Origin of the sequence: Streptomyces sp. DG1A-41, from assembly GCF_037055355.1 — a bacterium.
Classification (GTDB): domain Bacteria; phylum Actinomycetota; class Actinomycetes; order Streptomycetales; family Streptomycetaceae; genus Streptomyces.
The window spans coordinates 8,911,499-8,938,322 of sequence record NZ_CP146350.1; the positions used below are offsets into that span (position 1 = coordinate 8,911,499).

29 protein-coding genes and 2 pseudogenes are annotated in these 26,824 nt (G+C 70.3%); 14 read left to right on the forward strand and 17 right to left on the reverse strand.

What is annotated here, in order from left to right; translation table 11 throughout:
- Nucleotides 1-5 precede the first annotated feature (5 nt).
- The gene (locus V8690_RS41205; RefSeq protein ID WP_338785121.1) at nt 6-503 is read right to left on the reverse strand and encodes a hypothetical protein; all 498 of its coding nucleotides are present in this window, start codon (nt 501-503) and stop codon (nt 6-8) included.
- Between the two features lie 621 nt (nt 504-1,124).
- Here V8690_RS41205 and V8690_RS41210 point away from each other — a divergent pair.
- Complete coding sequence (locus V8690_RS41210; protein ID WP_338785122.1) at nt 1,125-2,108, forward strand: ATP-binding cassette domain-containing protein; 984 nt, start codon at nt 1,125-1,127, stop codon at nt 2,106-2,108.
- On the forward strand, nt 2,105-2,908 hold the full coding sequence (locus tag V8690_RS41215) for an ABC transporter permease (protein WP_338785123.1): 804 nt from the start codon (nt 2,105-2,107) through the stop codon (nt 2,906-2,908). Before V8690_RS41210 ends, V8690_RS41215 begins: the two co-directional genes overlap by 4 nt.
- Before the next feature lie 478 nt (nt 2,909-3,386).
- Here the strand turns inward: V8690_RS41215 and V8690_RS41220 are convergent, their stop codons facing one another.
- The 4 genes from V8690_RS41220 to V8690_RS41235 form a co-directional block, all read right to left on the reverse strand.
- The gene (locus V8690_RS41220) at nt 3,387-3,731 is read right to left on the reverse strand and encodes a hypothetical protein (RefSeq protein WP_338785124.1); all 345 of its coding nucleotides are present in this window, start codon (nt 3,729-3,731) and stop codon (nt 3,387-3,389) included.
- Nucleotides 3,732-3,764: 33 nt separating this feature from the next.
- The gene (locus V8690_RS41225) at nt 3,765-4,001 is read right to left on the reverse strand and encodes a hypothetical protein (RefSeq protein WP_338785125.1); all 237 of its coding nucleotides are present in this window, start codon (nt 3,999-4,001) and stop codon (nt 3,765-3,767) included.
- A gap of 193 nt (nt 4,002-4,194) precedes the next feature.
- Nucleotides 4,195-5,313, reverse strand: a complete 1,119-nt coding sequence (locus tag V8690_RS41230) for a DegT/DnrJ/EryC1/StrS family aminotransferase (protein ID WP_338785126.1) — start codon at nt 5,311-5,313, stop codon at nt 4,195-4,197.
- Nucleotides 5,310-6,275 carry an NAD(P)-dependent oxidoreductase gene (locus V8690_RS41235; RefSeq protein ID WP_338785127.1) on the reverse strand — a complete coding sequence of 322 codons (966 nt, stop codon included), beginning with the start codon at nt 6,273-6,275 and terminating at the stop codon, nt 5,310-5,312. The genes V8690_RS41230 and V8690_RS41235 overlap by 4 nt, the downstream gene beginning before the upstream one ends.
- 206 nt (nt 6,276-6,481) lie before the next feature.
- Here V8690_RS41235 and V8690_RS41240 point away from each other — a divergent pair, with 206 nt between their 5' ends.
- Complete coding sequence (locus V8690_RS41240; RefSeq protein WP_338785128.1) at nt 6,482-7,195, forward strand: class I SAM-dependent methyltransferase; 714 nt, start codon at nt 6,482-6,484, stop codon at nt 7,193-7,195.
- Between the two features lie 121 nt (nt 7,196-7,316).
- Nucleotides 7,317-7,967, forward strand: a complete 651-nt coding sequence (locus V8690_RS41245) for an NAD(P)H-dependent oxidoreductase (protein ID WP_338785129.1) — start codon at nt 7,317-7,319, stop codon at nt 7,965-7,967.
- A 28-nt stretch (nt 7,968-7,995) separates the two neighbouring features.
- On the opposite strand, the gene V8690_RS41250 is transcribed toward V8690_RS41245, so the two are convergent.
- Nucleotides 7,996-9,009, reverse strand: a complete 1,014-nt coding sequence (locus tag V8690_RS41250; RefSeq protein WP_338785130.1) for a WYL domain-containing protein — start codon at nt 9,007-9,009, stop codon at nt 7,996-7,998.
- 82 nt (nt 9,010-9,091) lie between these two features.
- On the opposite strand from V8690_RS41250, the gene V8690_RS41255 reads away from it, so the two are divergent.
- The 9 genes and pseudogenes from V8690_RS41255 to V8690_RS41295 form a co-directional block, all read left to right on the forward strand.
- Nucleotides 9,092-9,916, forward strand: a complete 825-nt coding sequence (locus V8690_RS41255) for an NAD(P)H-binding protein (protein ID WP_338785131.1) — start codon at nt 9,092-9,094, stop codon at nt 9,914-9,916.
- A 223-nt stretch (nt 9,917-10,139) separates the two neighbouring features.
- Nucleotides 10,140-11,630 carry an NDP-hexose 2,3-dehydratase family protein gene (locus tag V8690_RS41260; protein WP_338785133.1) on the forward strand — a complete coding sequence of 497 codons (1,491 nt, stop codon included), beginning with the start codon at nt 10,140-10,142 and terminating at the stop codon, nt 11,628-11,630.
- A 44-nt stretch (nt 11,631-11,674) separates the two neighbouring features.
- Nucleotides 11,675-12,010: an antibiotic biosynthesis monooxygenase family protein gene (locus V8690_RS41265; protein ID WP_338785134.1), complete on the forward strand. Its 336-nt coding sequence runs from the start codon at nt 11,675-11,677 to the stop codon at nt 12,008-12,010.
- Nucleotides 12,011-12,074: 64 nt separating this feature from the next.
- A complete protein-coding gene (gene ccrA, locus V8690_RS41270; protein WP_338785135.1) occupies nt 12,075-13,418 on the forward strand; it encodes a crotonyl-CoA carboxylase/reductase in 1,344 nt (447 codons plus the stop codon).
- Between the two features lie 23 nt (nt 13,419-13,441).
- On the forward strand, nt 13,442-15,706 hold the full coding sequence (locus tag V8690_RS41275; protein ID WP_338785136.1) for an excinuclease ABC subunit UvrA: 2,265 nt from the start codon (nt 13,442-13,444) through the stop codon (nt 15,704-15,706).
- Nucleotides 15,707-15,966: 260 nt separating this feature from the next.
- Complete coding sequence (locus V8690_RS41280; RefSeq protein ID WP_338785137.1) at nt 15,967-16,785, forward strand: IS5 family transposase; 819 nt, start codon at nt 15,967-15,969, stop codon at nt 16,783-16,785.
- A gap of 116 nt (nt 16,786-16,901) precedes the next feature.
- The gene (locus V8690_RS41285; RefSeq protein WP_338785138.1) at nt 16,902-17,369 is read left to right on the forward strand and encodes a winged helix-turn-helix domain-containing protein; all 468 of its coding nucleotides are present in this window, start codon (nt 16,902-16,904) and stop codon (nt 17,367-17,369) included.
- Nucleotides 17,366-17,941, forward strand: coding sequence for an IS630 family transposase (locus V8690_RS41290; RefSeq protein ID WP_338785139.1), 576 nt, complete (start codon nt 17,366-17,368; stop codon nt 17,939-17,941). The genes V8690_RS41285 and V8690_RS41290 overlap by 4 nt, the downstream gene beginning before the upstream one ends.
- A 344-nt stretch (nt 17,942-18,285) precedes the next feature.
- A pseudogene (locus V8690_RS41295) lies at nt 18,286-18,439 on the forward strand (IS630 family transposase); the annotation flags it as partial.
- A gap of 50 nt (nt 18,440-18,489) precedes the next feature.
- Here the strand turns inward: V8690_RS41295 and V8690_RS41300 are convergent.
- The 5 genes from V8690_RS41300 to V8690_RS41320 all read right to left on the reverse strand — a co-directional run bounded on the left by V8690_RS41300 (nt 18,490) and on the right by V8690_RS41320 (nt 23,156).
- Nucleotides 18,490-19,836 (reverse strand): protein kinase, encoded by a 1,347-nt coding sequence (locus tag V8690_RS41300; protein WP_338785140.1) that lies wholly within the window; start codon nt 19,834-19,836, stop codon nt 18,490-18,492.
- Complete coding sequence (locus V8690_RS41305) at nt 19,833-20,573, reverse strand: FHA domain-containing protein (RefSeq protein WP_338785141.1); 741 nt, start codon at nt 20,571-20,573, stop codon at nt 19,833-19,835. Before V8690_RS41305 ends, V8690_RS41300 begins: the two co-directional genes overlap by 4 nt.
- A gap of 509 nt (nt 20,574-21,082) precedes the next feature.
- Nucleotides 21,083-21,472: a hypothetical protein gene (locus V8690_RS41310; RefSeq protein ID WP_338785142.1), complete on the reverse strand. Its 390-nt coding sequence runs from the start codon at nt 21,470-21,472 to the stop codon at nt 21,083-21,085.
- 172 nt (nt 21,473-21,644) lie between these two features.
- Nucleotides 21,645-22,001, reverse strand: coding sequence for a metalloregulator ArsR/SmtB family transcription factor (locus V8690_RS41315; RefSeq protein WP_338785143.1), 357 nt, complete (start codon nt 21,999-22,001; stop codon nt 21,645-21,647).
- An 81-nt stretch (nt 22,002-22,082) separates the two neighbouring features.
- On the reverse strand, nt 22,083-23,156 hold the full coding sequence (locus tag V8690_RS41320) for an NAD(P)/FAD-dependent oxidoreductase (protein ID WP_338785144.1): 1,074 nt from the start codon (nt 23,154-23,156) through the stop codon (nt 22,083-22,085).
- 107 nt (nt 23,157-23,263) lie between these two features.
- Between V8690_RS41320 and V8690_RS41325 the strand changes: the two are divergent.
- Nucleotides 23,264-23,721 (forward strand): annotated as a pseudogene (locus V8690_RS41325) (flavoprotein); the annotation flags it as partial.
- Between the two features lie 206 nt (nt 23,722-23,927).
- On the opposite strand, the gene V8690_RS41330 reads toward V8690_RS41325, so the two are convergent.
- The 6 genes from V8690_RS41330 to V8690_RS41355 all read right to left on the reverse strand — a co-directional run bounded on the left by V8690_RS41330 (nt 23,928) and on the right by V8690_RS41355 (nt 26,695).
- Nucleotides 23,928-24,695 (reverse strand): SDR family oxidoreductase, encoded by a 768-nt coding sequence (locus tag V8690_RS41330; protein WP_338785145.1) that lies wholly within the window; start codon nt 24,693-24,695, stop codon nt 23,928-23,930.
- Between the two features lie 70 nt (nt 24,696-24,765).
- Nucleotides 24,766-24,900, reverse strand: coding sequence for a hypothetical protein (locus V8690_RS41335; protein ID WP_338785147.1), 135 nt, complete (start codon nt 24,898-24,900; stop codon nt 24,766-24,768).
- A complete protein-coding gene (locus V8690_RS41340; protein WP_338785148.1) occupies nt 24,897-25,208 on the reverse strand; it encodes a hypothetical protein in 312 nt (103 codons plus the stop codon). Before V8690_RS41340 ends, V8690_RS41335 begins: the two co-directional genes overlap by 4 nt.
- A 33-nt stretch (nt 25,209-25,241) precedes the next feature.
- Complete coding sequence (locus tag V8690_RS41345) at nt 25,242-25,508, reverse strand: cupin domain-containing protein (protein WP_338785149.1); 267 nt, start codon at nt 25,506-25,508, stop codon at nt 25,242-25,244.
- A gap of 201 nt (nt 25,509-25,709) precedes the next feature.
- Nucleotides 25,710-25,925 carry a hypothetical protein gene (locus tag V8690_RS41350; RefSeq protein WP_338785150.1) on the reverse strand — a complete coding sequence of 72 codons (216 nt, stop codon included), beginning with the start codon at nt 25,923-25,925 and terminating at the stop codon, nt 25,710-25,712.
- 185 nt (nt 25,926-26,110) lie between these two features.
- Complete coding sequence (locus V8690_RS41355) at nt 26,111-26,695, reverse strand: TetR/AcrR family transcriptional regulator (protein WP_338785151.1); 585 nt, start codon at nt 26,693-26,695, stop codon at nt 26,111-26,113.
- Nucleotides 26,696-26,824: the final 129 nt, after the last annotated feature.

Consider the following 26,824-nt stretch of genomic DNA (forward strand, 5'->3'; position numbering starts at 1 on the left):
GCGGCTCAGCAGGTGTCCGAGCGGCTCTCGCGGCGCATCTCGGACGTGACGGCGAAGGAGTCCTCCTCGCGTCCGGACGCGTCGTAGAACGCTCCTTCGCCCACCGTCGAGAAGTGGTTGCCGCGCAGCGTGGCGCGGTGGCTGGCCCGGAGATAGCCCGTGGTGTTGCCCGCACCGTCGAAGAATCGTTCCTTCACCTGGAAGGTGAAGGTGTTGCGGCCGGTGCTCTTCCAGGTCCCCTGCCCCTCGATGCCCCCTTCGGGCCCGGGGGGCGGGGCGATCAGGCACAGAGTGCCGTTCGGCCGGAACAGCATCCGTGCCTCGACCTGACCGGCCGGGAACGACACGGTGCCGTTCCACACGCCGACGGGAGCGGCCTTGAAGTGCGCGGCGGCAGCGGTCCGGGTCGCCGCGGGGACCTCGGCGGCTCCTGCGGCCGACGGCATGAGGGGCACGAGGGCGAGCGCGCCCACGAGGGTGAGGACACCGAGTCTCCGGCTCATGTTCAGTCATCCGTTTCCCGGTCCCTGGCGGACCGTTGATGCGGCAAGAGGTGGACGGAACCGGCCACGAACGGGGCGGCGCGGCGGCCGCCGCGCCCGTGACGCGGTGCCGACACCGTGGAGCCCGGCGCTATGGACCGCCTGGATTGCGCCTCGATCGCGACCCCGCCGGCCTGCCCGGGAGGCGGCAGGCGCTCTCTTCCGGCGGCCGTCGCGGGGCGAACCGCACTGCGGACGGGTCCGGCATGCGCTTTCCCCCGGCCACGGTTTGTTTCGGGCTTCTTTCACCGTCGGCCGGAACCGGAACGGGAATTGCTGCTTTAGCGTTGTATTACCTTTTGTTTGCCTGAGAGGAATAAGGCATGCCTACTCGTGGCGGCCGATGGCGCTTTCTGTGAATCCCGCACCCGCGGACCGGCGGATCAGGTGCTATTCGACCGTCCGTCCAGCGTCCCGGGCCCACAATGACAACCGCCCGATCCCGCCGTAAGACAGAGGTTCCCCGAGGCACCCGGCGACGGCGGACAAAAGCTGTCCGCGATCGGCCCTACGGTGTGAGCGCCTTGGCGGAGCCGTCGGGGCACCAATGCGAGCTCGCACCATGCGGGTGAGGGAGGAGCAATGACGAACGCGATCGTCGCCGAGGGGCTGAGGAGGAGTTTCGGCCCCAACACGGCACTGGACGGATTCGATCTGACAGTGCGGGAGGGCACGGTCCACGGCCTGCTGGGCCCCAACGGCTCGGGCAAGACCACGACGGTGAGGGTGCTGTCGACCCTGCTCCGGCCGGACGCGGGCCGGGCCACGGTGGCCGGCCTCGACGTGCTGACCGACGCCGCCGAACTGCGCCGCAAGATCGGCCTGTCGGGTCAGTACGCGGCCGTGGACGAGGACCTGACCGCCCGGGAGAATCTGAAGATGGTGGCCAGGCTGTACCACCTGGGCGCCACGGCGAGCAGGCAGCGGGCCGACGAACTGCTGGAGCGGTTCGGCCTGACCGATGACGCCGACCGACCGGTCAAGGGCTACTCGGGCGGTATGCGCCGCCGGGTCGACCTCGCCTGTGCGGTGGTGTCCAAACCCCAGGTGCTGTTCCTGGACGAACCCACGACCGGCCTGGACGTGCGCAGCCGGATGGCCATGTGGGACGTCATCGCCGAACTGGTGCGGGGCGGCAGCACGCTGCTTCTCACCACGCAGTACCTGGAGGAGGCCGACCAACTGGCCGACCGGATCACAGTGATGGACCAGGGCAAGGTCATCGCCGAGGGAACCCCCGACGAGTTGAAGGACCGGGTGGGCGGAGAGCGCCTGGAGATCACCGTGGGCAGCGCCTCGGACGCCGCCGCGGCCAGCTCACTGCTGCAGGACCTCGCCCAGGGCGGCGAGGTGTCCGTCGACGAGGAGAACAACCGGGTCATCGTCCCCGTGTCCGACGGACCGGAGGCCCTCGTCAACAGCGTGCGGCTGCTGGACCGTTCGCCCGTGCGGCTGGTGGGCACCACCGTGCGCAGGCCCAGCATGGACGAGGTGTTCCTCGCCCTCACCGACCGGTCGCCGGCCGAGCAGCAGACCGCCGGCCGTGCCAAGGAGGAAGTCCAGTGAGCTCCCTGAGCCAGGCCGTCGAGGACGGCATCACCCTCACCAAGCGCAACATCCTCAAAAATCTGCGCAACCCCGACATCGTGGTGTTCGCCAGTGCCGCGCCGATCGCCTTCGCCCTGCTCTTCGGCTTCGTCTTCGGCAGCGCGATCGACGTGTACGGCTCCAACTACCGCGAGTTCATGGTCATCGGCATCCTCACCCAGACGATGCTGCTCACCGCCACGAACACCGGGGTCGGCATCGCCCACGACATGAAGCTGGGGCTGATCGACCGCTTCCGCTCCCTGCCCATCTCGCAGTCGGCGGTGCTGGTCGGCCGGACCAACGGCGACGCCGTCAACAACCTGCTCGTCATCGTGCTGATGTCGGTGACCGGCCTGTTGATGGGGTGGCGGATCCGGGGCGGCTTCGTCGACGCGGCGATCGCCTTCCTGCTGCTGTTCCTCTTCGCCTACGCGGCCTCCTGGATCACCGCGGCCATCGGTCTGACGGCGAAGTCGCCCGAGGTGCTCGGCAACGCCATGCTCATGGTCCTACTGCCGCTCACCTTCATCTCCAACTCGTTCGTGCCCAGCGAGGGACTGCCCAGCGTCCTGCGCGTGGTCGCGGACTGGAACCCCGTCTCGGCCGTTGTCGAGGCATGCCGGCAGCTGTTCGGGAACATCCCGGCGGGCCTGCCCGAACCCGAAGTGTGGCCCCTGCAGAACCCGGTTCTCGCCTCGTTCCTGTGGGTGGCGCTGATTCTCGCGATCTTCGTGCCGCTGGCCGTCCAGCGCTACAAGAAGGCCGTGAGCCAGTGAACGGCGGGCCGCCGGCCACGGCATCCGCAGTGACCGGCGGCCCCCGGACGATCCGAAGGAGAAGCATGCGATTCCTGTTCGTCGCCGGGGGAGGTGCCGCGCCCGTGCACGCCAGCGTGCCGCTCGCCTCCGCGGCCCGCACGGCCGGCCACGAGGTCATCGTGGCCGCACCCGAGGAGAACCTCGACCTCATCACCGGCCTCGGTCTGCCCGCCCGCGGTGTGACCGGCATGGGCATGGCCGACGCCATGCTCAAGGACCGGCAGGGCAACTGGCTGCCCATGCCCACGGGCGAGGCGCACGAGATGGACTTCGCGGGACGCGGCTTCGCCCGGCTGTCCGCGGCCGGCCTCGCGGGCACCTGGGAACTGGCCGAGGCCTGGCGGCCGGACGTGGTGATCGGCGGCGAGTACAACCTGGCCGGCCCGCTCGTCGCCCACCGCCTCGGCGTGCCCCTGGTCCGCCACACCTGGGCCATCTACGACCGCACCGACGTCGACTGGCAGGGTGCGACCGACGAACTGCGGCCCGAACTGAAGGAGTACGGCCTCGACGCGATCCCGGACGCCGCGCTCTTCGTCGACATCACACCGCCCAGCGTGCGCCCGGCCCACGCCGAACCCGCCCAGGCCATGCGCTGGACCGCGGGCAACCCCCAGATACCGCTAGAGCCCTGGATGTACGCCAAGGGCGACCGCCCCCGCGTGCTCATCACCTCCGGCTCGCGCAGCGCCTTCATCCCCGCGCTGGGCATGGACTTCTTCCGGCCGCTGCTCGACAACCCGCTGCTGAACGCCGGCGACATCGAGGTCGTCGTGGCCACGGGCGAGCCGCTCGCCGGGCAGATCCGGGAGGCCTACCCGGAGATCAAAGCCGGCTTCGTCCCCCTGGACGTGATCGCGCCGACACTGGACCTGGCGGTGCACCACGGAGGCGGGGTCACCGTGATGACCCTGCTGAGCGCCGGGGTGCCGCAGCTCGTCCTGCCGGAGATCCTGGCCTCGGCGATCCCTCTGCGGCCGGTCGACGAGTACGGCGCCACGCTCACGTTGGCCTCGCACCAGGAGCCGCCCGAGGAAGTCGCCGCGGACATCTCCAAGATGCTGGCCGACGCCTCCTACCGGCGGCGCGCCCGCGACCTCGCCACCGAGATCGCCGGGCTGCCGGCCCCTCGGAGGTGGTCAAGGCGATCGAGGGTCTCGTCTGAGGCCCTCCCGGAAGCCGCCGGACACGACGGTGCCCGCCCTGGAAGGGGCGGGCACCGTCGTGTTCACGCACGGCGGGGGTCAGACGCTGAGCACGGCCTCGCGCACCGCCGAGATCACCTTGTCCTGCAGACCGGCCGGCAGCGAGGGATACATCGGCAACGAAAAGATCTCGTCGGCGAGCCGCTCGGTCACGGGCAGCGAGCCGCGCTCGCAACCGAGGTGCCGGAAGCCGGAGTTGGTGTGCACCGGCCACGGATAGCTGATGTTCAGGGCGATGTCGTGGCGCTTGACGTGCTCGATGATCGCGTCCCGGCGGGGGTGACGCACCACGTAGACGTAGTAGACGTGGTCGTTCCCCTCGGTCACCGACGGCAGAAGCAGTCCCCGGCCGGCGAGATCGCCCAGCCCCTCGCGGTAGCGTTCGGCCACCGCCCGGCGGCCCGCGACGTAACCGTCCAGTCGGCGCAGCTTGCGGCGCAGGATCTCGGCCTGCACCTCGTCCAGGCGGCTGTTGTGCCCGGGCGTCTGCACCACGTAGTACGTCTTCTCCATGCCGTAGTAGCGCAGCCGCCGCAGCGCCGCGTCGACGTCCGGGTCGGAGGTGAGCACCGCCCCGCCGTCGCCGTAGGCGCCCAGCACCTTGGTCGGATAGAAGGAGAACGCGGCGGCATCCCCCAGGGTGCCCGCGCGTGCGCCCTGATGCCGGGCGCCGTGCGCCTGCGCGCAGTCCTCCAGGATCGCGAGCCCGTGGCGCTCGGCGATCGCGCGCAGCGGCGCCATGTCGACGCACTGCCCGTACAGGTGCACCGGCAGCAGCGCCTTGGTGCGCGGGGTGACGGCGGCGGCGACCTGGTCCGTGTCCATCAGGAAGTCGTCCTCGCGGATGTCGACGAAGACCGGGGTGGCACCCGCGCCGTCGATGGCCACCACCGTCGGTGCCGCCGTGTTCGACACGGTGATCACCTCGTCGCCGGGACCCACGCCCAGCGCCTGCAGGCCGAGTTTGACCGCGTTGGTGCCGTTGTCCACGCCGGTGCAGTGGGCCGTGCCGTGATAGGCGGCGAACTCCTGCTCGAAACCCGCCACGCTCGGCCCGAGGACCAGCCTGCCGGAGCGGAACACCGTGTCGACGGCGTCCAGCAGGTCCTCGCGCTCCGCCTCGTACTCCGGCAGGTAGTCCCACACATAAGTCGTCATGCCGACGGCTCTCCTTTTCGCGTCGCGACGTCTTCTCGCTCGGTGAACTCACGCCAATAGGCCTCCACCGCCTCGGTGAGCGACCTGCGCGGCCGCCAGCCGAGCGACCGCCACGCGGGACCGGGGTCCACGCACGACCAGGTCTCGGTGGAGTGCTGTCTGCCCGTCCCGCTGTGCTCCTCCACGACGGCGGGCAACCCACTCCGCTCGATCAAAAGGCCGACCAGCGACCGGACTGAGGTACTCTCGCCGCTGCCGATGTCGACCAGCTCCCCGGACCGCGGGGACAGCGCGGCGGCCACCACGGCCTCGGCGACATCGCGGACGTCCACGTAGTCGCGGTGCGCCAGCAGCGGGTCGAGCCGGATCACCGCGGGACCGCCACGCGCCTGCGCGAGCTGCCCGGCCACCTGCCCGAGCAGGCTCACGTCCGGGCTGCCCGGCCCGGCGATGTTGCTGATCCGCAGCACCATCCCGGTCAGTTCCCCGGTGCGCAGCCGGTCCAGCACGGCCCGGGTCGCGGCGAGTTTCGCCCGGCCGTACGCGCCGGTCGGCCGGGCCTCGGTGACCGCCGTGGTGGAACTGCCCTCCCGCATCCTGCCGTACTCGAGCACCGAACCGAGATGAACCAGCCGCGGCCGGTCGGACAGCGTCTCCAGGGCGTCCAGCAGGCGCAGCGTCGGAACCGCGGCGGCCTCCCACATCTGGTCGTCCCGCCGCCCCCAGATGCTCCCCACTGCGTTGACCACGACCCCGGCCCCGATCCCGCCCAGCTCGCGGGCGAGTTCGCGCGCAGGCACCGTGACCAGGTCGAGGGCGAGGAAGCGCCAGGGCGGGAGGTCGGCCGGTGCCCTGCGGCCCACGGCCACGACCTGAAGGCCCCGTTCGTCGAGGGCGGCGCACACATGCCGCCCGAGGAAACCCGTACCGCCCAGCACGACGACCCTGCCGTTCGCGGACATGGTGTCCTTCCTTCCGCTGCCTGTGCCGTCGCCGGTCGGTGCCCGTGCGGTCCTGTCCCACCATGGACGACGGCGTGCCGAGGGCATCGTGGACCTTCTCGATCGCGACTCGCTCAAGCCCCGGCCGGGTTCCAGCGGCGCTCGACGGGGAGCGGGAAGTCTGCCGGGAGTCAGAAGGACACTCCACGGCCTGGCACGGAGGAATCATGTACGGCGCCGACTCGGCCAAGATCTACCACGCGCAGCACACCGCACGGGGCAAGGACTACGCCGCGGAGGCGGAACTCGTCGCCGAACAGATCCGCATGCGGCTGCCCGAGGCCGCCGGCGTGCTGGACGTCGCCTGCGGCACGGGCGGGCACCTCGGGCCGTTCACCGAGCTGCTCGGCCACGCCGAGGGGATCGACCTCTCGGAGTCCATGCTGGAGATCGCCCGGGCCGACCTGCCCGGCGTCCCGCTGCACACCGGCGACATGCGCTCCTTCGACCTGGGCCGCACCTTCGACGCCGTCACCTGCCTGTTCGCCTCCATCGGCTACGTCGGCTCGCAGGAGGAACTGCAGCAGGCGCTGCGGTGTTTCGCCCGGCACGTCGAGCCCGGGGGAGTGGTCGCCGTCGAACCGTGGTGGTTCCCCGAGACCTACGTCGACCGCTGGGTCTCCAGCGACGTCATCGACTCCGACGGCACCACCATCGCCCGGGTCGCGCACACGCTCCGGGACGGCGACGCGTCCCGGATGAGCGTCCACTACCTGATCGCCTCGCCCGACGGCGGCGTCCGGCACGTCACCGAGGTCCACCGGGCGATGCTCTTCACCCGCGCCCAGTACGAGAAGGCCTTCCGCCTGGCCGGACTTCGGCCCGAGTACGTGCCGGGGGTGCTCTCCGGCCGCGGGCTGTTCGTCGGCGTGCGCGGGTGAGGAAGCCGGTGGGAAGGCGGGGCGCAAGCAACGCTCCGACCAGGTTCGAGCGCCGCACCGGAGCATGCGTCCAGCCGAGCGCCGGACCCGGGCGCTCACCGATCCTCATGAGAGGTGGCCTGTGGCCCGCCTGCTGCACATCGACTCCTCGCCCTCGCCCTACTCCGTCTCCCGCCGGCTCGCGAGCCTCTTCCAGGAGACCTGGGCCAAGGAAGTGTCCGACGCGGACATCACCCACCGGGACCTCGTGGCGACCCCGCTGCCGCACCTGGACGCCGACGGGGTCCACACTCTCCTCAACGCCCCCGAGACCGACGCCCAGCGCACCGCCGCCGCGCTGCACGACGAACTCGTCGAGGAGATCCTGTCCGCGGACGCGCTACTGATCAGCGCCCCCATGCACAACTGGGCCGTGCCGTCCCACCTCAAGGCGTGGCTCGACCAGTCCCTGCTGATGGGCCGCACCCTGCCCTACGACCCGTCCGCCAATCCGCTCGCGGGCCGGCCGGCCACCGTGGTTCTGGCGTACGGCGGCGACTACGGTCCCGCCTCCCCGGACCACGCGATGGACCACTGCGCGCCGTACCTGCGGACCGTGCTGGGCCAGGTCCTCAGCTACGACCTGGAGATCATCACGGCCTCGCACACCGTCGCCCCGTTCACCTCCCAGGACCCGGCCGAGCACGAGAAGGCCGCCGTCTCGCTGCGGGAGGCCGAGAACGCGGTGACAGAACGCGCCCGCGCCACCGCCGCGGTGCCGGCCCGCGCCTGACCGAGGACGGCCGCGTGAGGGGCGGCCCTCACGCAGGCCGCCCCTCGGCCGCCGGGTCGCGGACGCTCCTGGCCCACTCGTCGCTCTCGGGCCAGGCCGCCCGGTGCAGCCGGCCGGTGAGCGTCCGGAGCCGCTCCACCAGCTCGTCCGGTTCGTGCACCACGAAGTCGAACCCGAACGCGGCCACCCACACCGCCAGGTGGTCCAGGCTGTCCGATCCGATGCGCAGCAGGCACGACTCGTCGTCGATGGGCTCCACCGTGCCCAGCGTCGTCGGCACCTCGTCGGCCACCTCCGTCGCCGAGCCGCGCATGGTCAGCACGGCCCGGTAGCGGTACTGGGCCGTGGTGCGCCCCGTGGACAGGTAACTCACCAGGTCCTCGGTCGGCAGCGGCCGCGGGCTGAACCGGGGGCCGGTCGGTACCCGCAGCTCCAGCCGGTCGACCCGGAACCTGCGCCAGTCCGACCGCTGGGTGTCCCACGCGAACAGATACCAGCGCCGCGCGTCGTGGACGAGCCGGTACGGCTCCACGTCGCGCACCGTTCGCTCCCCCTCGTAGGAGATGTAGTCGAACCGGAGCCGTTCGCGGTCCCGCACGGCCGAGGCGATGGCGCTCAGCGCCGAGGCGTCGATCGTGCGGCCCGGAGTGGGCATGGTGACCATGGCGGCGCCGAGCGTGTTGATCTGATGCCGCAGCCGGGACGGCAGCACCTGGTCCAGTTTCGCCAGCGCTCTGACCGATGTCTCCGCGATGCCCGTGACCGCGCCCGACGCCGCTGTCCGCAGCCCCACCGCCACGGCGACCGCCTCCTCGTCGTCGAGGAGCAGCGGAGGCAGCGACGCGCCGGCCCCCAGCTGGTATCCGCCCCCCACTCCGCCGATGGCGTTGATCGGGTAGCCCAGCGCGCGCAGCTTGTCCACGTCGCGCCGGATGGTCCGCGCGCTGACACCCAGCCGGTCCGACAATTCCTGCCCTGACCAGTCACGTTGCGTCTGCAGCAGCCCCAGGAGACGCAGCAGCCGGGCCGAGGTTTCCAACATGGCCAGAGTTTCGCATCAATGGCGGTCAATAGGTGACCGCGAATGCTCCTAACGTCGGTCGCACGACGGAAGGAGACCCCCCATGACCATTCTTGTAGCCGGTGCCACGGGCAATGTCGGACGTCCCCTCGTGGAGCAGTTGCTCGCCTCCGGGCACCAGGTACGCGCCCTGACCCGCAACCCGCAGAAGGCCGACCTCCCGGCCGGCGCGGAGGCCGTAGCCGGGAACCTGGCGGACACCGCCAGCCTGGCCCAGGCCTTCGACGGAGTGACCGCCGCGCACCTGATCAGCTTCAGCGGCGAGGACTTCTCCCCGCTCACCAACGGCACGGAGATCGCCGACCTGGCCCGCAAGGCCGGGGTGCGCCGGGTGACGGTGCTCAAGGGCGATCTGGAGAAGAGCCCGCTGGAGCAGGCGGTCGAGGCCAGCGGCCTGGAGTGGACCCACCTCTCGCCTGTGGAGTTCATGTCCAACGCGCTGGAGTGGGCCGAGTCGGTCAAGTCCGAGGGCGTGGTCCGCGAGGCGTTCGCCGAGGCCAAGAGCGCCATGGTGCACGAGGCGGACATCGCCGCGGTCGCCGCCGTCGCCCTGACCTCGGACGGCCACGCCGGCCAGGAGTACTGGCTCACCGGCCCCGAGGCGCTGACGCCGCCGGACAAGGTGCGCGTCATCGCCGAGGTCCTCGGCCGTGAGGTGCGCTACGTCGAGCTGTCCCAGGACGAGATCGTCGGGCAGTGGCGCGAGCAGGGCTACTCGGACGGGGACATCGAGTTCTTCGTCACGATGCGCACCAACCCGCCGGAGGCCGGTTACACGGTGCTGCCGACGGTGGAGAAGGTGACCGGCAAGCCGGCCCGGACCTTCGCCCAGTGGGTGCGGGAGAACGCGGCCGCCTTCGGCGGCTGACGACGGCGCGGGTCAGCGCGCCGAACGATGCCGGCGGCAGGCCGGCCGTCAGGGCCGCGCGGCCGGCACCGCGCCCCGGACAGGGCCGGGCGGGAATCCCCAGCCCGCCCGGCCCCCTCCGGCCGGAGGCGCGCGGGTTCGACCCACGCTGTGGGCATCGTCGAGCAGCCGTGGCCACCGTGGCGGGCGACCTGTCGGGCCATCAGGCACTCGGGAGTCCGCCTTGACCGCAACCGTCCCGCCGGCCGCGCGCCGCCCGGAGTCCCCCGGGGACTCCCCGTCCCTGCGGATCGCACGATCCGCCCTGGCGACCTCCGGTCACCTCGCGGACCTGGACGCCTTCCACGATTGGTTCACCGACTGCGGACGGCGGTTCGCCATGGAGGTGGGGGTGGTACCCCTCGACGCGCTCAGCGGCTGGCGCACCGACCCGGCGACCGGGGACCTGCGCCACGAGTCCGGGCGGTTCTACGCCGTGACCGGGCTGGAGGTGCACGTCCCGGGCGCGCCGGTCAGCAGGTGGCGGCAGCCCATCCTCGACCAGCCGGAAGTGGGCGTCCTCGGCATCCTCGCCAAGGAGTTCGACGGCGTCCTGCACTTCCTGATGCAGGCCAAGAACGAGCCGGGCAACCCCGGCGGGCTGCAACTGTCACCGACCGTGCAGGCGACCCGCAGCAACTTCACCCGGGTGCACGGCGGCAACCGCGTGCCCTACCTCGACCACTTCCTCGACACCTCCCGCCACCAGGTACTGGCCGACGTCCGCCAGTCCGAGCAGGGGGCCTGGTTCTACCGCAAGCGCAACCGGAACATGGTGGTGCTCGTGACGGAGGACGTCGAGACGCTGGACGGCTTCTGCTGGCTGACCCTGGGGCAGCTGCACCGGCTCCTGGCCGTCGACGACCTGGTGAACATGGACGCCCGCACCGTGTTGTCCTGCCTGCCGTTCGCCACCGCCGGCCTCTCGGACCTGTACGGCGGACCCGCCCCGGATCCCTTCACGGCCGCCCTGATCCGGTCCTGCGAGCCGGGGGCCACCGATGAGCAGGCCACCCGGGAACTGCTCGGCTGGCTGAGCGGTTTCCGCTCGGGGCGCGAGGACCGCATCGTCCCGATACCCCTGCGGGAGGTGGACCGGTGGCGGCGCGTGGACGGCAGGATCGTGCACGAGGACGGCGCCTTCTTCAGCGTGATGGGCGTGACCGTCGCGGCGTCGGGGCGGGAGGTCCGCAGCTGGTCCCAGCCCCTGATCGAACCGTGCGACGAAGGCCTGTGCGCCTTCCTCGTGCGGCAACGCGAGGGTGTCGTGGAGCTGCTGGTGCAGGCCAAGGCCCAGCCGGGGTTCGTCGACACCGCCGAACTGGCCCCCACCGTGCAGTGCACGCCGTCGAACTACGACGTGCTGCCGGAGGGCGCACGGCCTCCGTACCTGGCCGAGGTGCTCTCCGCCCGCCCGGAGCAGATCCGCTTCGACACCGTCCTCGCCGAGGAGGGAGGGCGCTTCTTCAGGGCCCGCAACCGGTACGTGGTCGTCGAGACCGGCGGGGACCACGACGACCCGAGGCCCGGATACCGGTGGGTGATCCTGGCGCAGCTGTCCGAGCTGCTGTGCCACAGCCACTACCTCAACGTGGAGGCCCGCAGCCTCGTCGCCTGCCTGCACGCCCTGTCCGCCGGACTTCGACCGGATTTCGAGACCGCCTCCCGACACTGACCACCGTCCTGACCTCAGTTCTTCGACTTCACGAGGAGACCACCATGGCCGCTCCGGGCGACCGCGCGGGAAGCGTGACGTTCGTCAACAGGTTCACCGTCTCCGGCGATCCGGACGACTTCGAGAAGGCCTTCGCCCGCGTCGCCGAGTTCATGACGGCGCAGCCGGGCATTCTCGGCTACACCCTGTCCCGGGACGTCGACGACCCCCAGCGCTACGTGAACATCGCCCGCTGGGAGAACACCCCCGCCCTGCGGGCCGCGGTCACGCGTCCGGGCTTCCGGGAGCACGTCGAGGAGCTTCGGCAACTGGCCGAGAGCAGCTCCGAACTGTACGTCGAGCGGCAGCGCTACCTCGGCGACGGCGTCCCGGCGGCATGACATCCCGGCGCGCCACCGTGCCGTGCGCGGCGAACGATCCGGCGGAACGAGAGGAGCGGTGCCCGTGGACGACCTGAGCGCCGCGGTGCTGGCCGGCGCGCCGGCCGCGGAACTGCGGAACATCCCCCTGCCGAAGAGCTACCGGGCCGCCTGCCTGCGGGCCGAGGACACCGGAGTCTTCGCCGGCGTCGACGACAAGGACGTACGCAAGACGCTCCGCGTCGAAGAGGTCCCCCTGCCCGAACCGGCCCCGGACGAGGTGCTGGTGGCCGTGTTGGCGAGCGCCATCAACTACAACACCGTCTGGTCGGCGACGTTCGAGCCACTGCCGACCTTCGGCTTCCTCCAGCGCCTCGGCCGTCAGGGCGGGTTCGCGGCGCGCCACGACCTGCCCTACCACGTGGTCGGCTCGGACGCGGCGGGCGTCGTGGTGCGCACCGGTGCGGCCGTCGCCCGCTGGTCCGCCGGCGACCACGTGGTGGTCAGCTGTGTCCAGGTCGACGACCACGAACCGGCGACGCACGGCGACGCCATGCTGGGATCGGCCCAGCGCATCTGGGGGTACGAGACCAACTTCGGCGGCCTCGCCCACTACGCCTTGGTGAAGGCGAGTCAGCTGCTGCCGAAGCCGGGGCACCTCACCTGGGAGGAGGCCGGGAGTTCGATGCTCACCGCGGCCACCTCCTACCGGATGCTGATCGGCGACAAGGGCGCCCGGATCAAACTCGGCGACGTGGTGCTGATCTGGGGCGCGGCAGGCGGCCTGGGTGCTTTCGCGGTGCAGCTGGTCAAGCAGGCGGGCGGCATACCCGTCGCCGTGGTCGGCTCGCCCGGCAAGGCCCGCGCGGTGCGGGCCCTCGGCTGTGACGTGGTCCTGGACCGAACGGAACTCGGGCTGGGCGGCGGCGGGACGGGCGACGAGATCATCGCCCAGGGCAAGCGGCTCGGGCGCGCCATCCGCGAGGCCGTCGGAGAGGACCCCGCCGTCGTCTTCGACTACGTCGGCCGGGCCACCTTCGGGCTCTCCGTCTTCGTGCTGCGGCGTGGCGGCACCGTCGTCACGTGCGGGTCCAGCACCGGCTACCGGCACGAGTTCGACAACCGCTACCTGTGGATGCACTCCAAGCGCGTCGTCGGCAGCCACGCCGCCAACCTCATGGAACAGGCCGAGTGCAACAGGCTGTTCGACCTCGGCAAGCTCGTGCCGGTGCTGTCCGAGGTGCACACCCTCGACGAGGCCGGCGAGGCGGCCCGCCGGGTGCAGCTCAACCAGCACACCGGCAAGGTCGGCGTCCTGTGCCTGGCCCCGCGCGAGGGGCTGGGGGTCACCGACCCCGAACGGCGCGCGGCGATCGGCGCCTGCGCCCTCAACCCGTTCCGACCGTCCCTGTCCCGACCGATGAACTGAAAGGCCTTCCGGTACACCGTCGCATGCGAAACACAGAAGACGACATCGTCATCACCGGTGCCCGTGAGAACAACCTCAAGGACGTCTCTCTCCGACTGCCCAAGAACAAGATCACCGTCTTCACGGGCGTGTCGGGCTCGGGCAAGTCCTCCGTGGTGTTCGACACCATCGCGGTGGAGGCGCAGCGGCAGCTGAACGGCACGTTCAGCTGGTTCATCCGCAACCAGCTGCCCAAGTACCAGCGCCCGCACGCGGATGTCATCGCCGGCCTCACCTCGCCCGTCGTGGTCGACCAGAAGCCGGTCGGCGGCAACGCGCGCTCCACGGTGGGCACCATGACCGACATCTACTCCAGCGTGAGGGTCCTCTTCTCGCGCCTGGCCACGCCAAGCAACGCCCCGTCCGTCTACTCCTTCAACGACCCGCAGGGGATGTGCACGGAGTGCGACGGCCTCGGCCAGGCGCGCCGCGTCGACGTGGACCGCATGCTCGACCGCTCCAAATCGCTCGACGAGGGCGCGATCCAGCTCCCCACCCACAAGGTCGGGAGCATGGATTGGCAGCAATACGCCAATTCGGGCCACTTCGACACGGCCAAACGCCTGTCCGACTACACCGACGACGAATGGCACCTGCTGCTGTACGGCAGCGGTGGCAAGGTCACGGTGAGCACGGCGAACAGCACGGCGACTCTCAACTACGAGGGCGTAGTGGCGCGTTTCACCCGTACGAACCTCAAGCGCGACCTGAGCTCGCTGAGTGAGCGCGGGCGGGCCAACATCGAACGGTTCATCACCCTGGGGGAGTGCGGCGCCTGCCGGGGAGCACGCCTCAACCCGACGGCCCTCGCGGCCAAGGTCGGGCCCCACACCATCGCCGACTGGACGCGCATGGAGGTCAGCGACCTGATCGAGGTCCTGGCAGCCGCCGGCGACCCGGTCACCGGCGCCATCGCCGAGGGCGTCGTCAGCGCCCTGCGCCGGATCGAGACGGTCGGCCTGGGCTATCTCTCCCTGGACCGCCCGACCACGTCCCTGTCCGGCGGCGAGGCGCAGCGCCTGAAGACCGTACGTCACCTCAGCAGCAGCCTCATCGGGATGACCTACGTCTTCGACGAGCCGAGCACCGGGCTGCACCCGCGTGACGTGGGCAGGCTCAACGACATGCTGCGCGAGCTGCGCGACAAGGGGAACACCATCCTGGTGGTCGAGCACGACCCGGACGTGATCGCCATCGCCGACCATGTGGTCGACATGGGACCCGGCGCCGGGGCGCACGGCGGTGAGGTGGTGTTCGAGGGTTCCTTCGAGGACCTGCGGGAGTCCGGCACCCCGACGGGCGCCGGGCTGCGCGCCATCGGCGGGGTGAAGGAGCCGGTGCGCGAGCCGGCCGGTGAACTGCGCGTGGCGAACGCCACCCTGCACAACCTGAAGAACGTCTCCGTGAGCATCCCCACCGGCACGCTCACCGCGGTGACGGGGGTGGCGGGCTCGGGCAAGAGCTCACTGATGGCCGGGGCCTTCATGGCCGCCCACCCCGAATCGGTCTTCGTGGACCAGTCGCCCATCAGGGCGTCCTCGCGGTCCACGCCCGCCAGTCACCTCGACGCCATGGACCCGATCCGCAAGCTGTTCGCCAAGGCGACGAAGACGCAGGCCTCCCAGTTCAGTTTCAATTCGGCAGGCGCCTGCGACGAGTGCAAGGGCCGCGGCGAGATCGTCACCGAGCTCGCCTACATGGACCCGGTGCGCACGCGCTGCGAGGCCTGTGACGGCAGTCGGTTCAAGGACGAGGTGCTGGCGCACACGCTGCGCGGACAGTCCATCGCGGACGTGCTGGAGATGCCCGCGGAGGACGCCGTCGCCTTCTTCCACGAGCCCGAGGTGCACGACAAGCTCGCCGGGATGCTGGAGGTGGGCCTGGGCTATCTCACCCTGGGGCAGCCGCTGAGCACCCTGTCCGGCGGTGAACGCCAGCGGCTGAAACTGGTCGGCCACCTGCACCGCACCGGGGCCGTCCATGTCCTCGACGAACCGACGACCGGGCTGCACATGTCGGACGTCGACACCCTCGTGGCGCTGCTGAACCGGCTGGTGGACCGCGGCAACACCGTCGTGGTCATCGAGCACAACCTCGATGTGGTCCGGCAGGCCGACTGGGTCGTCGATCTCGGCCCGGACGGCGGCAAGCACGGGGGCGAGATCGTCTTCACCGGCACCCCGAGCGACCTGCTGAAGGCGGACGCCTCCGTGACCGGCGCGTACCTGCGCCAGTACTGCGGCGTCTGACCGGAACCCGGCCGCGGCGTGGTGTAGACGCGCACGGGCAGCCGATGGCGGCCTGGGCCCGGTGCACCAGTTCGTTGATCAACTGGTCGTCCACGGCCTTCGCCGATACCACCTCTGCCGACTCGACAAGACTTGGGATCGGTCACGTTCTCACTGGTCATCGATGCATCTTCCATGATCGGGAGTTAGGGGTCCTTGCAGAATGATCTTCCTGTGGCACGGTGGAGATGGAAGTGACTGCGTCTTTGTGGGGGTGACCCGTGGCACGGCGGAAGCCGTGGGAGATCAGTGACGAGCTGTGGGCGGTGATCGAGCCGCTGCTGCCGAAGCATGAACGGCGGTTCCGGCACCCGGGGCGCAAGCGGATCGATGACCGCAAGACGCTGCAGGGTGTGCTGTTCGTCCTCTACACCGGAATCCAATGGGAGTACCTGCCGCAGGAGTTGGGGTTCGGTTCCGGGCCTACCTGCTGGCGGCGGCTGGCCGAATGGCAGGAGGCCGGAGTGTGGGAGGAACTCCAGCGGGTGCTGCTGGACCGGTTGCGGGCGGCGGACCGCCTGGACTTCTCCCGCGTCACCGTCGATGCCTCGCACGTGCAGGCCAAGCGGGGGCGAAGCAGCCCAAAAGTCGGCCCGAGCCCGGTTGACCGTGCACGGCCGGGCTCGAAGCATCACGTCCTGACAGAGGCGCATGGCACTCCGCTGCGGGTGTCGCACACCGGCGGGCACCGTAACGACGTCACCCAGCTTCTACCGCTTCTCGACGGGCTGCCGCCGGTGCGGGGCAAGCGCGGGAGGCCCCGGCGCAAGCCCCGGGCGGTGTATGCCGACCGTGGCTACGACCACGACATCTACCGCCGCCAGCTGCGCGAGCGCGGCATCGTCCCGAAGATCGCCCGGCGCGGACAGCCACATGGCTCGGGCCTGGGCCGGGTGCGGTGGGTTGCCGAGTCCGCCATCGCCTGGCTCCACAGCCCACGCCGCCTACGGACCCGCTGGGAAGCCCGCGACGACATGCATGACGCCTTCCTCCAACTCGCCCACTGCATGACCCTTGCCCGCAAACACCCAGCATTCTGAAAGGACCCCTACTGAGGTTTTCGTTAGTTCTGTGGGCGTGGCGGGCTTGTTGGTGGGAGTCTGTTGTCGTGTCTTTCAAGCCTTCGCCTGTTGTCTCCGGGCCTGCCGTTCCTCCCTTGACGCGACCGCAGTTGGCCGAGGCCCGGCGTGTACGGGCGGCCGAGTTGTTCGAGCAAGAACGTTCGAATGTCGAGATCGCACTGATGCTGGGGGTCAGCGACGAGAGTGTGCGGCGGTGGAAACGGGTGTGGGAGAAGGCCGGCACTGACGCCTTGCGACGACGCCCGGCCACCGGTCGCCCGCCCAAGCTGGACGACGCCCAGGTCGAGCGGGTGCGGACAGCGCTGGAGCAAGGCGCCCAGGCGCACGGCTTCGAGGCCGATCTGTGGACGCTGGAGCGGGTCGGCATGGTCGTCGAGCGGGTGACGGGGGTGGTTCTGTCGCGTGCATCGATCTGGCGTCTGCTGACCGGTCGGCTGGGGTGGAGTCTGCAGCGCCCGGAACGTCGGGCGGTGGAGCGGGACGAGTCTGAGATCGCCCGCTGGATCGCGCACGAGTGGCCGCGTAGCAAAAAAGGGCGGTGAACACACGTGCCTGGATCGTGTTCCTCGACGAATCAGACGTCTCGTTGTTGCCTCAGATCCGCCGCACTTACGCACCCCGCGGCCGTACTCCGCTCCTGCGGCATCGGCTCAACTGGAAGCGCGCCTCGATGGCAGCGGCTCTCGGCTATCACGCCACCGACCCCGACCGCGGGCCCCGTCTGTGTTTCCACCTCAAGCCCGGCAGCTACGACACCACCGCTCTCATCGAGGTCCTCAAACAGCTCAAAGCGTTCTATCGCGGAGAGCGGGTGGTCCTGGTCTGGGACGGCCTGTCCGCCCACTGGAGCCGGGCCATGCGCGCCTGGGTCGCCGAACAGAACTGGCTCACCCTCGAGCGATTACCCGCTTACGCTCCCGAGCTCAACCCGGTGGAACTGCTGTGGTCATCGCTCAAGAAACGCGAACTCGCCAACCTTGCCGGCAACCACCTCGCCGATGTCGCCGACGCCACCGAACAAGGCATCCGCCGCATCAACCAGAGCCAGCATCTGCCATGGTCCTTCCTCACCCACACCGGCCTGACCATCCACCCGCCAACCCCACAGAACTAACGAAAACCTCAGTAAGATAGTTTTCCAATTTCTGACTTCGAACCTCGCCTCGTACGTGCTCACTCGTTGGGGGATTCGCCGGGCGCGCTGACGGCCCTCGCATGACCATGCGTTCTGGCACGGAATCACGTTCATACGAAGGCCGCAGAGGTGAGCGTGCTGGACCAGAATGCCCGACGGGACGCGTTCGACTTCACGTCACACTTCCGGGACGACTACTACAGGTGTCTGACCCGGCGGGGTGACATGCTGTTCGAACTCACGGACGCGATGCTGTGCGCGGCGGCCGTCCGTTCGCTCCACGACGTCCTGCCGCCCGGTCCTCTCGGGCGCGGAGCTCGTGCGGCTTGGTCGACGAGCCCCGGCCGGGCCGGCCACCCACCATCAGCGTGGATCAGATAGAAGCGGTCGTGGTCACGACGCTGGAGGAGACCCCCGAAGAACGCCACCCACTGGTCGCGGAAGTCGATGGCGGAGCACAGCGGCCTGTCGAAGTCCACGGCCCTCACACCTGCGGCACAGTGACCGGCATGACCGAGAGCGGCGCATCACACCTCCCCGCCCTTGCGCAGCGCGCTCCACGTCGTCGGTCCCACGATCCCGTCCGCGTCCAGCCCGGTTCGCTTCTGGAAGGTGACGACCGCCCCATGGGTCAGCGGCCCGAAGTCGCCGTCCACCTCGCCGACTTCGGTGATGCCGTGCAGGTACCGGAGCAGGCACTGGGCCTCACGGACCTGGCTGCCGCCGTCGCCCTGGGCGATGACGAAGTCCCATGTGCTGTTCCAGCCCGCGGTGTAGCCGCGGCCGTGCTGCTCGTCTTCGTACACCGCGGGCTTCTCGCAGCTGGGAGGCGCCGCGGCGGCGGGGGCGTCATCGCGCAGGGCGTATGTCACCGTCGTCGCGCCCAGGGCGGCGGCCACGAGGAGCGCCGCGACCAGCACCGGGCGCCGCCACCGCCGGGGCCGCAGACGTGGCAGCCGGGCCGACCGGGAGGCGCCCGCGGCCTGTTCCACCCGGCGCAGGAGTGCCCGGGTGTCGGGGACACGAGCGGCGCGTTCGCTGTGCGTGGGGGCCAGGCAGTCCCGGACGATCTCCTGCCAGGTCTCCGGGAGTTCGGGGGACAGCCGCAGCTCCTCGGCGCCGCCCGAGTAGCGCGTCGCCGCGTCGGTGCGTGCCTCTGTGCTGCCGCCCGGCAGCGGGAAGGAGTCCGTCAGGACGAGGTGCGCGATGACGCCGAATGCCCAGATGTCGGCGGAGGGGCGGATCCGGGTGCCCCGCTCGTCGATTTCGGGCCAGAGCAGCTCCGGCGGCGTGTAGTCCGGGGTGGCGAACGCGGGTGCGTAGGCGTGGGTGCCCTGCAGCTCGGAGGCCAGGTTGAAGTCGGCGAGCCGTACCGAACCGTCCTTCATCAGCAGCACGTTGGCGGGCTTCAGGTCCCCGTGCACCCAGCCCGCCTGATGCAGCTGGTGCAGGCCCTCGCAGATCTGGGCGAGCAGCGCGGGCCCTGCCTCCGGCTTCGGCGTGTGCTCCAGTACGGCGTCCAGGGAGCCCTCGGCGCGCTCCAGTACCAGGACGGTGGCGCCGTCGAGTTCGGGGTGGTGCGGGTCGTCGACCGTGAGCGTGTCGTACATCCGGATCAGGCGCGGTGCGCGCAGTCTCTCCAGCAACTCCACCTCGCGCTCGGCCAGTTCGCGCAGGTGACGTAACTGGCGCGGGGTGCGGGTGCCGGTGGGCAGGAACTTCAGCGCCGCCTGGCGGGGGAGTTCCGGGTCTTCGCCACCGGTGTGTCTGGCCGCGTAGACGGTGGCGAACGCGCCGGAGGCCAGGGGCTCGCGGATCTCCCAGGAGCCCAACCGGTAGCCCTTCGGCACGCGGACGGCGTACGACCTGTTCATCGCACTACCTCGCTCGGGGCCGGGGCGAGCACCGCGAGGTCGTCCTCCCGGATGAGATCGAAGCGGAGCGCCAGGGACACCAGCGACTCCTTCTTGCCGTTGACGCGCAGACCGGACTCCGCGGTGTCCGGGGCGGGCCGCAGCCGCAGCTTGACGGCGAGGTAGTCGATGTTCCAGTACACGGCGGAGCGGCTGACCGTGGGCCACACGGACCGCAGCCGGTCCACCAGTTGCTCGACCGCGGGCAGCGGAGCGTGTGGCTCGCCACGCAGGCGGGGTTCGCACAGCGCGGCCAGGACCGCGAAGTACCGCTTGGTGCGATCGAGGGCGAACGCCGGTGCGGTCAGGGCCCCGGAGAGCCCGTGGCGCTCGACACTGCGAAAGGCGTGGCGCGGCGCCCAGACATCGAAGGCGAGCAGGTCGCCGGCGGCGGGCAGCACCACCCGGGAGAACTCGAACGGCACGGGCGCGTCCAGCCGGCCCGGCGCGACCTTGATGTGCTCGCCTGCACCCTCCGGGTTGTCCACGACGTAGGTCTGGTCCGCGCTGAGATTGCTCAGCAGCCAGAAGTTCCGGTGTGCCGTGATCTCGCCGGCGACCCGGGGCACCCCTTGGTGGTCGATGGTGAGTCCGCCGTCCGTCCCGGCCCTGCCGAACGTCAGCCGTTCGCCCGCGGCGATCCTGACCTGCCCGTCCGCGCTGCTGCACGTCGGTGGTACGACGATGACGCTGTACATGGAGTCGTCCCCCTCCTCCTACGACGCCAGGGGGCGCAGCCCCCAAGTCCGACGAGGGGGAGGGTAAGGGACGTTCCTGAACGAGTACGAAGCATTGCGCTTGATACGGCGCGTCTGTGAAGAGTTCGTGAGAGATGGCGGCATCGGTGCAGCGGCCTCGGGCACGACTTGCACGGTGCCGGGACCGGGGTGACGGGGCTACCTCAGAAGCGATCCGCTTTCCGGTCAACCGGCTTGGTCTGTCGAACAGGGTTCCTGTTCGGGTGTTCCTGCGGTGGCCCAGGCATAACGGTCACCGTGGCAGGATCCGCGGCATGAGGATTGAACAAGCGGATCGGCCCATCGCCCTGGTCAGCGGGTCCACGTCGAGGATCGGGGAGGCTGGCGACAGACGGGATGCGGGTCGTCGTGCACTCACGGCGCAGTGCGGAGGCCGGGGAGGCGCTTTTGGCGGAGCTCGCGGGGGCGTACGTGCGGGCGGATCTGGCGGTGGAGGTGGCAGCGGGCGGTCAGGCGTCAGGGTCGACTTCGGGGTGCGTGAACCGCACGGGCTTGCCCAGCGACCGGGCGTAGGCGATTTCGGCTCGGGTGCTGTCTCCGATGTAGTCGCCGACTACGAGCACCTCATCAGCGAGCCGGATCTTCGCTCGGTGCAGATCGTCGAGTCGGACCTTCAGCGCCTCGGCCTCGACAGGATCGGACCAAAGTTCGTGCGGCGACTTCATGTCACAGCCCGGTTTGACGACAATCTTTCCGGCTTTGGTCTCCCGCAGATCGGCCTCGGTCATCTCGGTCATGAAGCGGGTGGAGCCGCAGATCACGACGATATGCGGGAGGCTCAACAGCTTCTTCGCGTCGGCGAGCTTCTCTTCAGGGGTGAGCAGTTGCGGGTATGACACTGGTTCCTCCTGGTGGTGTGGTCCAAGGGGTGCTTGCGGAGACAAGAACGAGGGTGTCCAAGATCGTTTTGTGACGAACGATGTGGACACCCTCGCGACAGCCGGCCTGCTCGTATCCCGCTGATGGTCCGGCGAGGCGCAGCCCGGCTGGCCGTCACGCCGGGACAGTTGCTCACCGGGCGGTGAGCAACTGTCCCATCGCGGCCAGCACGGACGCCTCCACCCGGTAGTACACCCAGGTGCCGCGCCGCTCGGAGGTGAGCAGTCCGGCTTCCTTCAGCTTTTTCAGGTGGTGGGAGACGGTGGGCTGGGAGACGCCGACGTCGGAGATGTGGCACACGCATGCCTCTCCGCTGGGGTGTGAGGCGACCGCCGAGAACAGCCGCAGGCGCACCGGGTCGCCGAGCGCCTTGAACATCTTCGCGGTCCGCTCCGCCTCCTCGGCGGTGAACGGCCGCTCGGTCAGCGGCGGGCAGCACGGCGCCACGGTCTCCGGCTCCAGAGGCGGCAGCACCTTCGTATTCGACATGCATCGATGTTGACACATGTCGAATCAGTGGGCGAGGGGCGGAGCCGCGTGCGATCACGGGCCGCCCTCGCCGGTCAGCGGTTACAGACCGGCGGCGGCCGGGGCCTTGCGGACGTGTGCGGCCAGCGAGCCGATCACGTACGCGGCGTCCCGGCCGACGCCGCGCAGCGTGTTGGAGGCGAAGGACCGCTGGAACTCCAGGCCGAGGTAGACCAGTCCGGGATGGGTGACGGAGAGGCCCCCCGCGTGCAGTGGCGCCCCCTGTTCGTCGAGCGCACCGAGCTTGGCCAGGTAGTCGAGGTGGGGCCGGTATCCGGTGGCGAGCAGGACCACGTCGGCCTTCTCCCGGCTCCCGTCGTCCCACACCACCGCGTCGCCGTCCAGGGCGGTGAACATCGGCCGCCGCTGAAGCCTCCCCGACTCCAGGGCGTCCTGGTACTCGCCGGTGTCGAGCACGAGAGTGCCGCCGACGTAGTGGAGCAGCCAGTGTGGCGGCAGGTGGTCGAAGCCGGTGGCTGTCAGCCAGTGGTGCAGATCCCTGCCGTCGCGGATCTGCGGCAGGAAGCGGACCGGGGCGCGGGTGGCCAGGGTCACGGTGGCCACCTTGGCCAGTTCGTAGCCGACCTGGACGGCGGAGTTGCCGCCGCCTACCAGCACGACCCGCTTGTCCGCATACGGCTCGGGGTTGCGGTAGTCGGCGACATGCAGCACCTCGCCGGCGAAGCCCTGCTGGCCGGGCAGGTCGGGCAGCAGCGGGTTGCCGAAGGCGCCGCTCGCGGCGACGATCCCGGCCGCGCCCAGGCGGCGGCCGTCGGCGGTGTGCAGGATGAAGCCGGCGCCATCGCTCTCCACGCTCTCGACACGGGCGTGGGTGCGGATCTCCGTGTCCAGCCGGTCCGCGTAGCGGGTGAGGTAGTCCACGACCTCGTCGCGGTGCGGATAGCGGTCCCCGTCCCCGCCGAACTCCAGGCCCGGCAGGGCGCTGAACCTCGCGGGTGAGAATAGTGTGAGGCTGTTGTAGTAGCCAGGCCACGACCCGGCCGCCCGCCCGGACGCCTCCAGTACCACCGGCATCAGCCCTCGCTCGCGCAGGACGTGTGCGGCGGCGAGCCCGGACTGCCCGCCCCCGATGACCGCGACATCGACGTACTCCATGAACCAGACCCCTCAATTCGATGACTGTCTATGTTGACGCTTATCGAAGCAGGTGCCATGCTGGCGGCGCAAGTCATCGACGGATGTCGAAGCAAAAAGGAGTCGCGGTGAACGCGCCCACCACCACCGAGATGCCTGTCGTGGTCATCGGAACCGGCCCGATCGGCCTGGCGTCGAACGCGGCCTTCAGCCGCTGGTCCTTGAGGCCGGAGCGTCCGCGGGAGCCGCAGTGCGCGAGTGGTCACACGTGCGGCTGTTCTCCACCTGGGGCGAGGTCACCGATCCGGCTGCCGAGAAGCGGCTGGCGCCCACCGGCTGGACCCAGCCCGACGCGAACACGTACCCCTCAGGCGGCGACTGGGCCGAGCAGTACCTGCAGCCGCTCGCCGATGCCCTGGGCGAGCGTGTCCGCTTCGGCGCCACCGTCACCGGCGTCTCCCGCACCGGCCCCGGCCGCGTCGTCGACGCCGACCGCGAGGCCCAGCCCTTCGTCGTGCACTTCACCGCCGCCGACGGCCGCGAGGAGCGCGTCTTCGCCCGCGCGGTCATCGACGCCTCCGGTACCGGGGCCATTGCCGGGGCCGACGGTGTGCTGTTGTGCCGGCCCACGGGAAGCCAGTGCTGCACGCGGGACCGTGGGTACGTGACCGGGGCCCCGGCGCGGACTCAGGCCCTGCCGCTGCTGATGACAGTGGGTACGGACGCACACGGACCGCAGGCGTGCCCGCGCGCGAGTGAGCCTGGCCCGACCGGGCCAGGCTCACTCGGGCATCAGACGGTCTTGAGCTGCCCGCCGTCGACGACCAGGTCGGCGCCGTTGAGGGCGCGGGCGCGTCCGCCGGCGAGCACGCGCACGACCTCGGCGACCTCCTCCGGCTCGGTGAGCCGGCCGGTGGTCAGGCCCGCGGCGGCGGGGAAGCCCTCCAGGAACTCCTCGAGGCCCTTGCCCGAGGCGGCTGCGAGGCCGGCACCGAAGCCGTCGGAGTCGGTCCAGGCCGGGGTGCGGGTCGGGCCGGGGGAGACGGTGTTCACCCGGACGCCCTTCGGCCCGAGTTCCATGGAAAGGGCCTTGCTCAGGTTGGTCAGGGCGGCCTTGGCGGCGCCGTAGTCCACGGTCGGCGGCTGGGGGCCGCGCGCGCGGGCGGACGAGACGTTGACGATGGTGCCCTGCCGTTCGACGAGCTGCGGCAGCGCGGCCCGGATGGTGCGCACGACGCCGAAGAAGTTCAACTCGAACGTGCTCTGCCACTCCGCGTCGTCGATCGCGGCGAAGCCGCTGGTCCTCGGCGAGAAGGCGCCGACGTTGTTGACGAGGACGTCGATGGGGCCCAGGCCCTCCTGCGCTTGCCTGACGAGCTCGGCCGGTCCCTCGGGCGTGGCCAGGTCGACGGAGACGGTCAGTGACGCGGCCTCCTTCAGCTCCGGAGTGATGGTGCGGGCCGCGCCGACGACCTTGAAGCCGTCCTCTTCCAGTGCGCGGGTCACGGCCGGCCCGATGCCTTTGCTCGCGCCGGTCACCACAGCTGTCTTCACCGTCATCGGTTGAACTCCTTGAAAATCGTTTCTGTCGGTGTCCCGGGACGTCCCGGGAGTCGGTCGGTCCCGTGGCTCAGCGGCCCCGGGCGTAGTCGTAGGAGGCGAGGAGGATCTGCCGGACCACCTCGATCTCGTCACGGTCGCGCGGCCCGAAGACCAGCTCGGTGTTCTGGATGGGGTGCGGAATTCCCCAACCGGCGTCCGTCACCAGCTTCTTGGTTTCCTCGGGCAGGGTGAGGTGCGCGCTCCCGTCCTGGGGCGGGTGCTGGTGGGCGCGAACTCCCGGCTGTTGCGGATGAACGCGTCGTCGGGTCCGGTCCCGAACTCGGGCGCGAGGTGGATCGCGCGCGCCTCCGGGTACGGGACGTGGGCGGGAGCCGGATGGACCCCGCTCAGCGACCGCATCCGCTGCCAGAGTTCCTCCTGCAGCGGAGTGGGGGCCACCTGGTCGAGCTGGCCGTGCGGGACCGGGCCCCGGGTACGCGGGGCGTGTCCCGGCCTGTCGGGAAGGTTCACTGGGACTTCTCCTGTCGGTTTCTCAGACGGCGGTTACGTCCGCGGACACGCCCGCGGCGCGGTACAGGGCGGGGTCGAAGGGGGTCGGACCGCCGCAGGTGATGAACTCGGCCGTGTCCCGGCCGTCGCCGCCTTGCGGGCACCGTGCGGGATCCCCGGCGGGGCGAACAGCACGTCCCCGGGCTCGACGTCGTTCCACTGGTCGTACATGTAGAGCTGGCCGACGCCCTGGAAGGCGATGAACGCCTCCTCGCTGTCCAGGTGGACGTGCACGTCGAAGGTCTGTCCCGGCTGCTGCACACCGCAGTGCAGGCACAGGCGAGGGCTGCCGGCCGGGCCAGAAGACGAAGTTCATGACCGCGCCCTCGCCCTCCGTCGGGGCCTCGCCGATGCCCGAGAAACCGCGCAGCTGGACGTCGTCGTCGCTGAGGGCTCCGGCGAGCTTGGGCTGGACCGCCCGGGTCTCGCCGCCGTCGAGCTTGGTGCGCCAGACGTAGGCCGTCATGCCCCCGTCGTCGACCGCCGGTTCAGGGTCCGCCCGGTGGGCGAGTAGACCGAGGAGCCGCGGCCCAGCGGAAATCTTTCTCCCGTGACATCGCCATGCCGGCTCCCTTGGAGGACGGCCACGGTGTTCTCCTCCTCGAAGGCCCACCCCGGCCGCCATACGGCCCCCGGGGCGATCTCCACGACGTTGAGCTTGACCAGCTCGGCGCCCATGGCGGGTTCCACCGGTTCGGTGACAGCCCCCCGTCGAAGGAGGAGAACACGAACTCGGACCGCCGGATGATGCAGCCCTTGGCGTCGTTGGCAGACATGCGTTCCTATCCCGAGCGGGCAGGGGTCGGCCGCGGGCCGGCCTGTGCCCGCTCGGATGTGTGTTGACTATGCGGCGCCGGTGCCCGTCACTCGGGCAGTGCCTCCAGCGCGGTGTCGATGATCGAGGTGAGCAGGCCCCGGTCCGGGACGGAGATGCTCATCACGCGCAGTCCCTGCACCATCGTGGTGAAGAACGCGGAGATGCTCGCCACGTCCGCCCCGCCGGGAATCTCGCCCGCCGCCCTGGCGGCGTGCAGGGCCGAGGCGAACGCGGCCTGCGTCGCGCTCATCGCGTCATGCGCGATGCGCGCCGCCGTCGGGTCGTGCGCGGCCCGCTCGACGATCGCTCCGACCAGCAGGCAGCCGGGGCGGTCCTGCGCCGACAGCGAGTCCTCGACGCGTTCCATCAGCAGGTCGCGGACGACCTGGCGGATGGGTACCTGCCGGGACAACTGATCCCGCAGGCGCCGGTTCGTGACGTCGACATAGCGGCGCAGCGAACGTTCGTACACCTCCTGTTTGCTCCCGAAGGCGGCGTAGAGCGAACCCCGTCCCAGACCGGTCGCCTCGCACAGATCCGAGACCGAGGTCGCCTCGTACCCCTTCGTCCAGAACACCTGCATGATCTTGAGCAAGGCCTCGTCCTCTGCGAAACCGCGCTGTCTCGTCATGCCCCGAACGTAAGCAGCGACGGACCGAACGGTCAAAAAAGCGGACGCTCGCCAGACCCTCGTTCGGCCACTTCCTGCGAAGTTCGATGCGATAGACAGCTTTTGCCCACCGTCTAACTGGCTGAAAGT

Excerpts from the sequence above, each read along its gene's own strand:
- V8690_RS41205 (WP_338785121.1), bottom strand. The coding sequence starts at position 503 with ATGAGCCGGAGACTCGGTGTCCTCACCCTCGTGGGCGCGCTCGCCCTC.
- V8690_RS41210 (WP_338785122.1), top strand. The coding sequence starts at position 1,125 with ATGACGAACGCGATCGTCGCCGAGGGGCTGAGGAGGAGTTTCGGCCCC.
- V8690_RS41225 (WP_338785125.1), bottom strand. The coding sequence starts at position 4,001 with ATGTCCGCGGCGACTTCCTCGGGCGGCTCCTGGTGCGAGGCCAACGTG.
- V8690_RS41230 (WP_338785126.1), bottom strand. The coding sequence starts at position 5,313 with ATGACGACTTATGTGTGGGACTACCTGCCGGAGTACGAGGCGGAGCGC.
- V8690_RS41235 (WP_338785127.1), bottom strand. The coding sequence starts at position 6,275 with ATGTCCGCGAACGGCAGGGTCGTCGTGCTGGGCGGTACGGGTTTCCTC.
- V8690_RS41240 (WP_338785128.1), top strand. The coding sequence starts at position 6,482 with ATGTACGGCGCCGACTCGGCCAAGATCTACCACGCGCAGCACACCGCA.
- V8690_RS41250 (WP_338785130.1), bottom strand. The coding sequence starts at position 9,009 with ATGTTGGAAACCTCGGCCCGGCTGCTGCGTCTCCTGGGGCTGCTGCAG.
- V8690_RS41255 (WP_338785131.1), top strand. The coding sequence starts at position 9,092 with ATGACCATTCTTGTAGCCGGTGCCACGGGCAATGTCGGACGTCCCCTC.
- V8690_RS41265 (WP_338785134.1), top strand. The coding sequence starts at position 11,675 with ATGGCCGCTCCGGGCGACCGCGCGGGAAGCGTGACGTTCGTCAACAGG.
- V8690_RS41275 (WP_338785136.1), top strand. The coding sequence starts at position 13,442 with ATGCGAAACACAGAAGACGACATCGTCATCACCGGTGCCCGTGAGAAC.
- V8690_RS41300 (WP_338785140.1), bottom strand. The coding sequence starts at position 19,836 with ATGAACAGGTCGTACGCCGTCCGCGTGCCGAAGGGCTACCGGTTGGGC.
- V8690_RS41305 (WP_338785141.1), bottom strand. The coding sequence starts at position 20,573 with ATGTACAGCGTCATCGTCGTACCACCGACGTGCAGCAGCGCGGACGGG.
- V8690_RS41315 (WP_338785143.1), bottom strand. The coding sequence starts at position 22,001 with ATGTCGAATACGAAGGTGCTGCCGCCTCTGGAGCCGGAGACCGTGGCG.
- V8690_RS41320 (WP_338785144.1), bottom strand. The coding sequence starts at position 23,156 with ATGGAGTACGTCGATGTCGCGGTCATCGGGGGCGGGCAGTCCGGGCTC.
- V8690_RS41330 (WP_338785145.1), bottom strand. The coding sequence starts at position 24,695 with ATGACGGTGAAGACAGCTGTGGTGACCGGCGCGAGCAAAGGCATCGGG.
- V8690_RS41350 (WP_338785150.1), bottom strand. The coding sequence starts at position 25,925 with ATGGGCGCCGAGCTGGTCAAGCTCAACGTCGTGGAGATCGCCCCGGGG.
- V8690_RS41355 (WP_338785151.1), bottom strand. The coding sequence starts at position 26,695 with ATGACGAGACAGCGCGGTTTCGCAGAGGACGAGGCCTTGCTCAAGATC.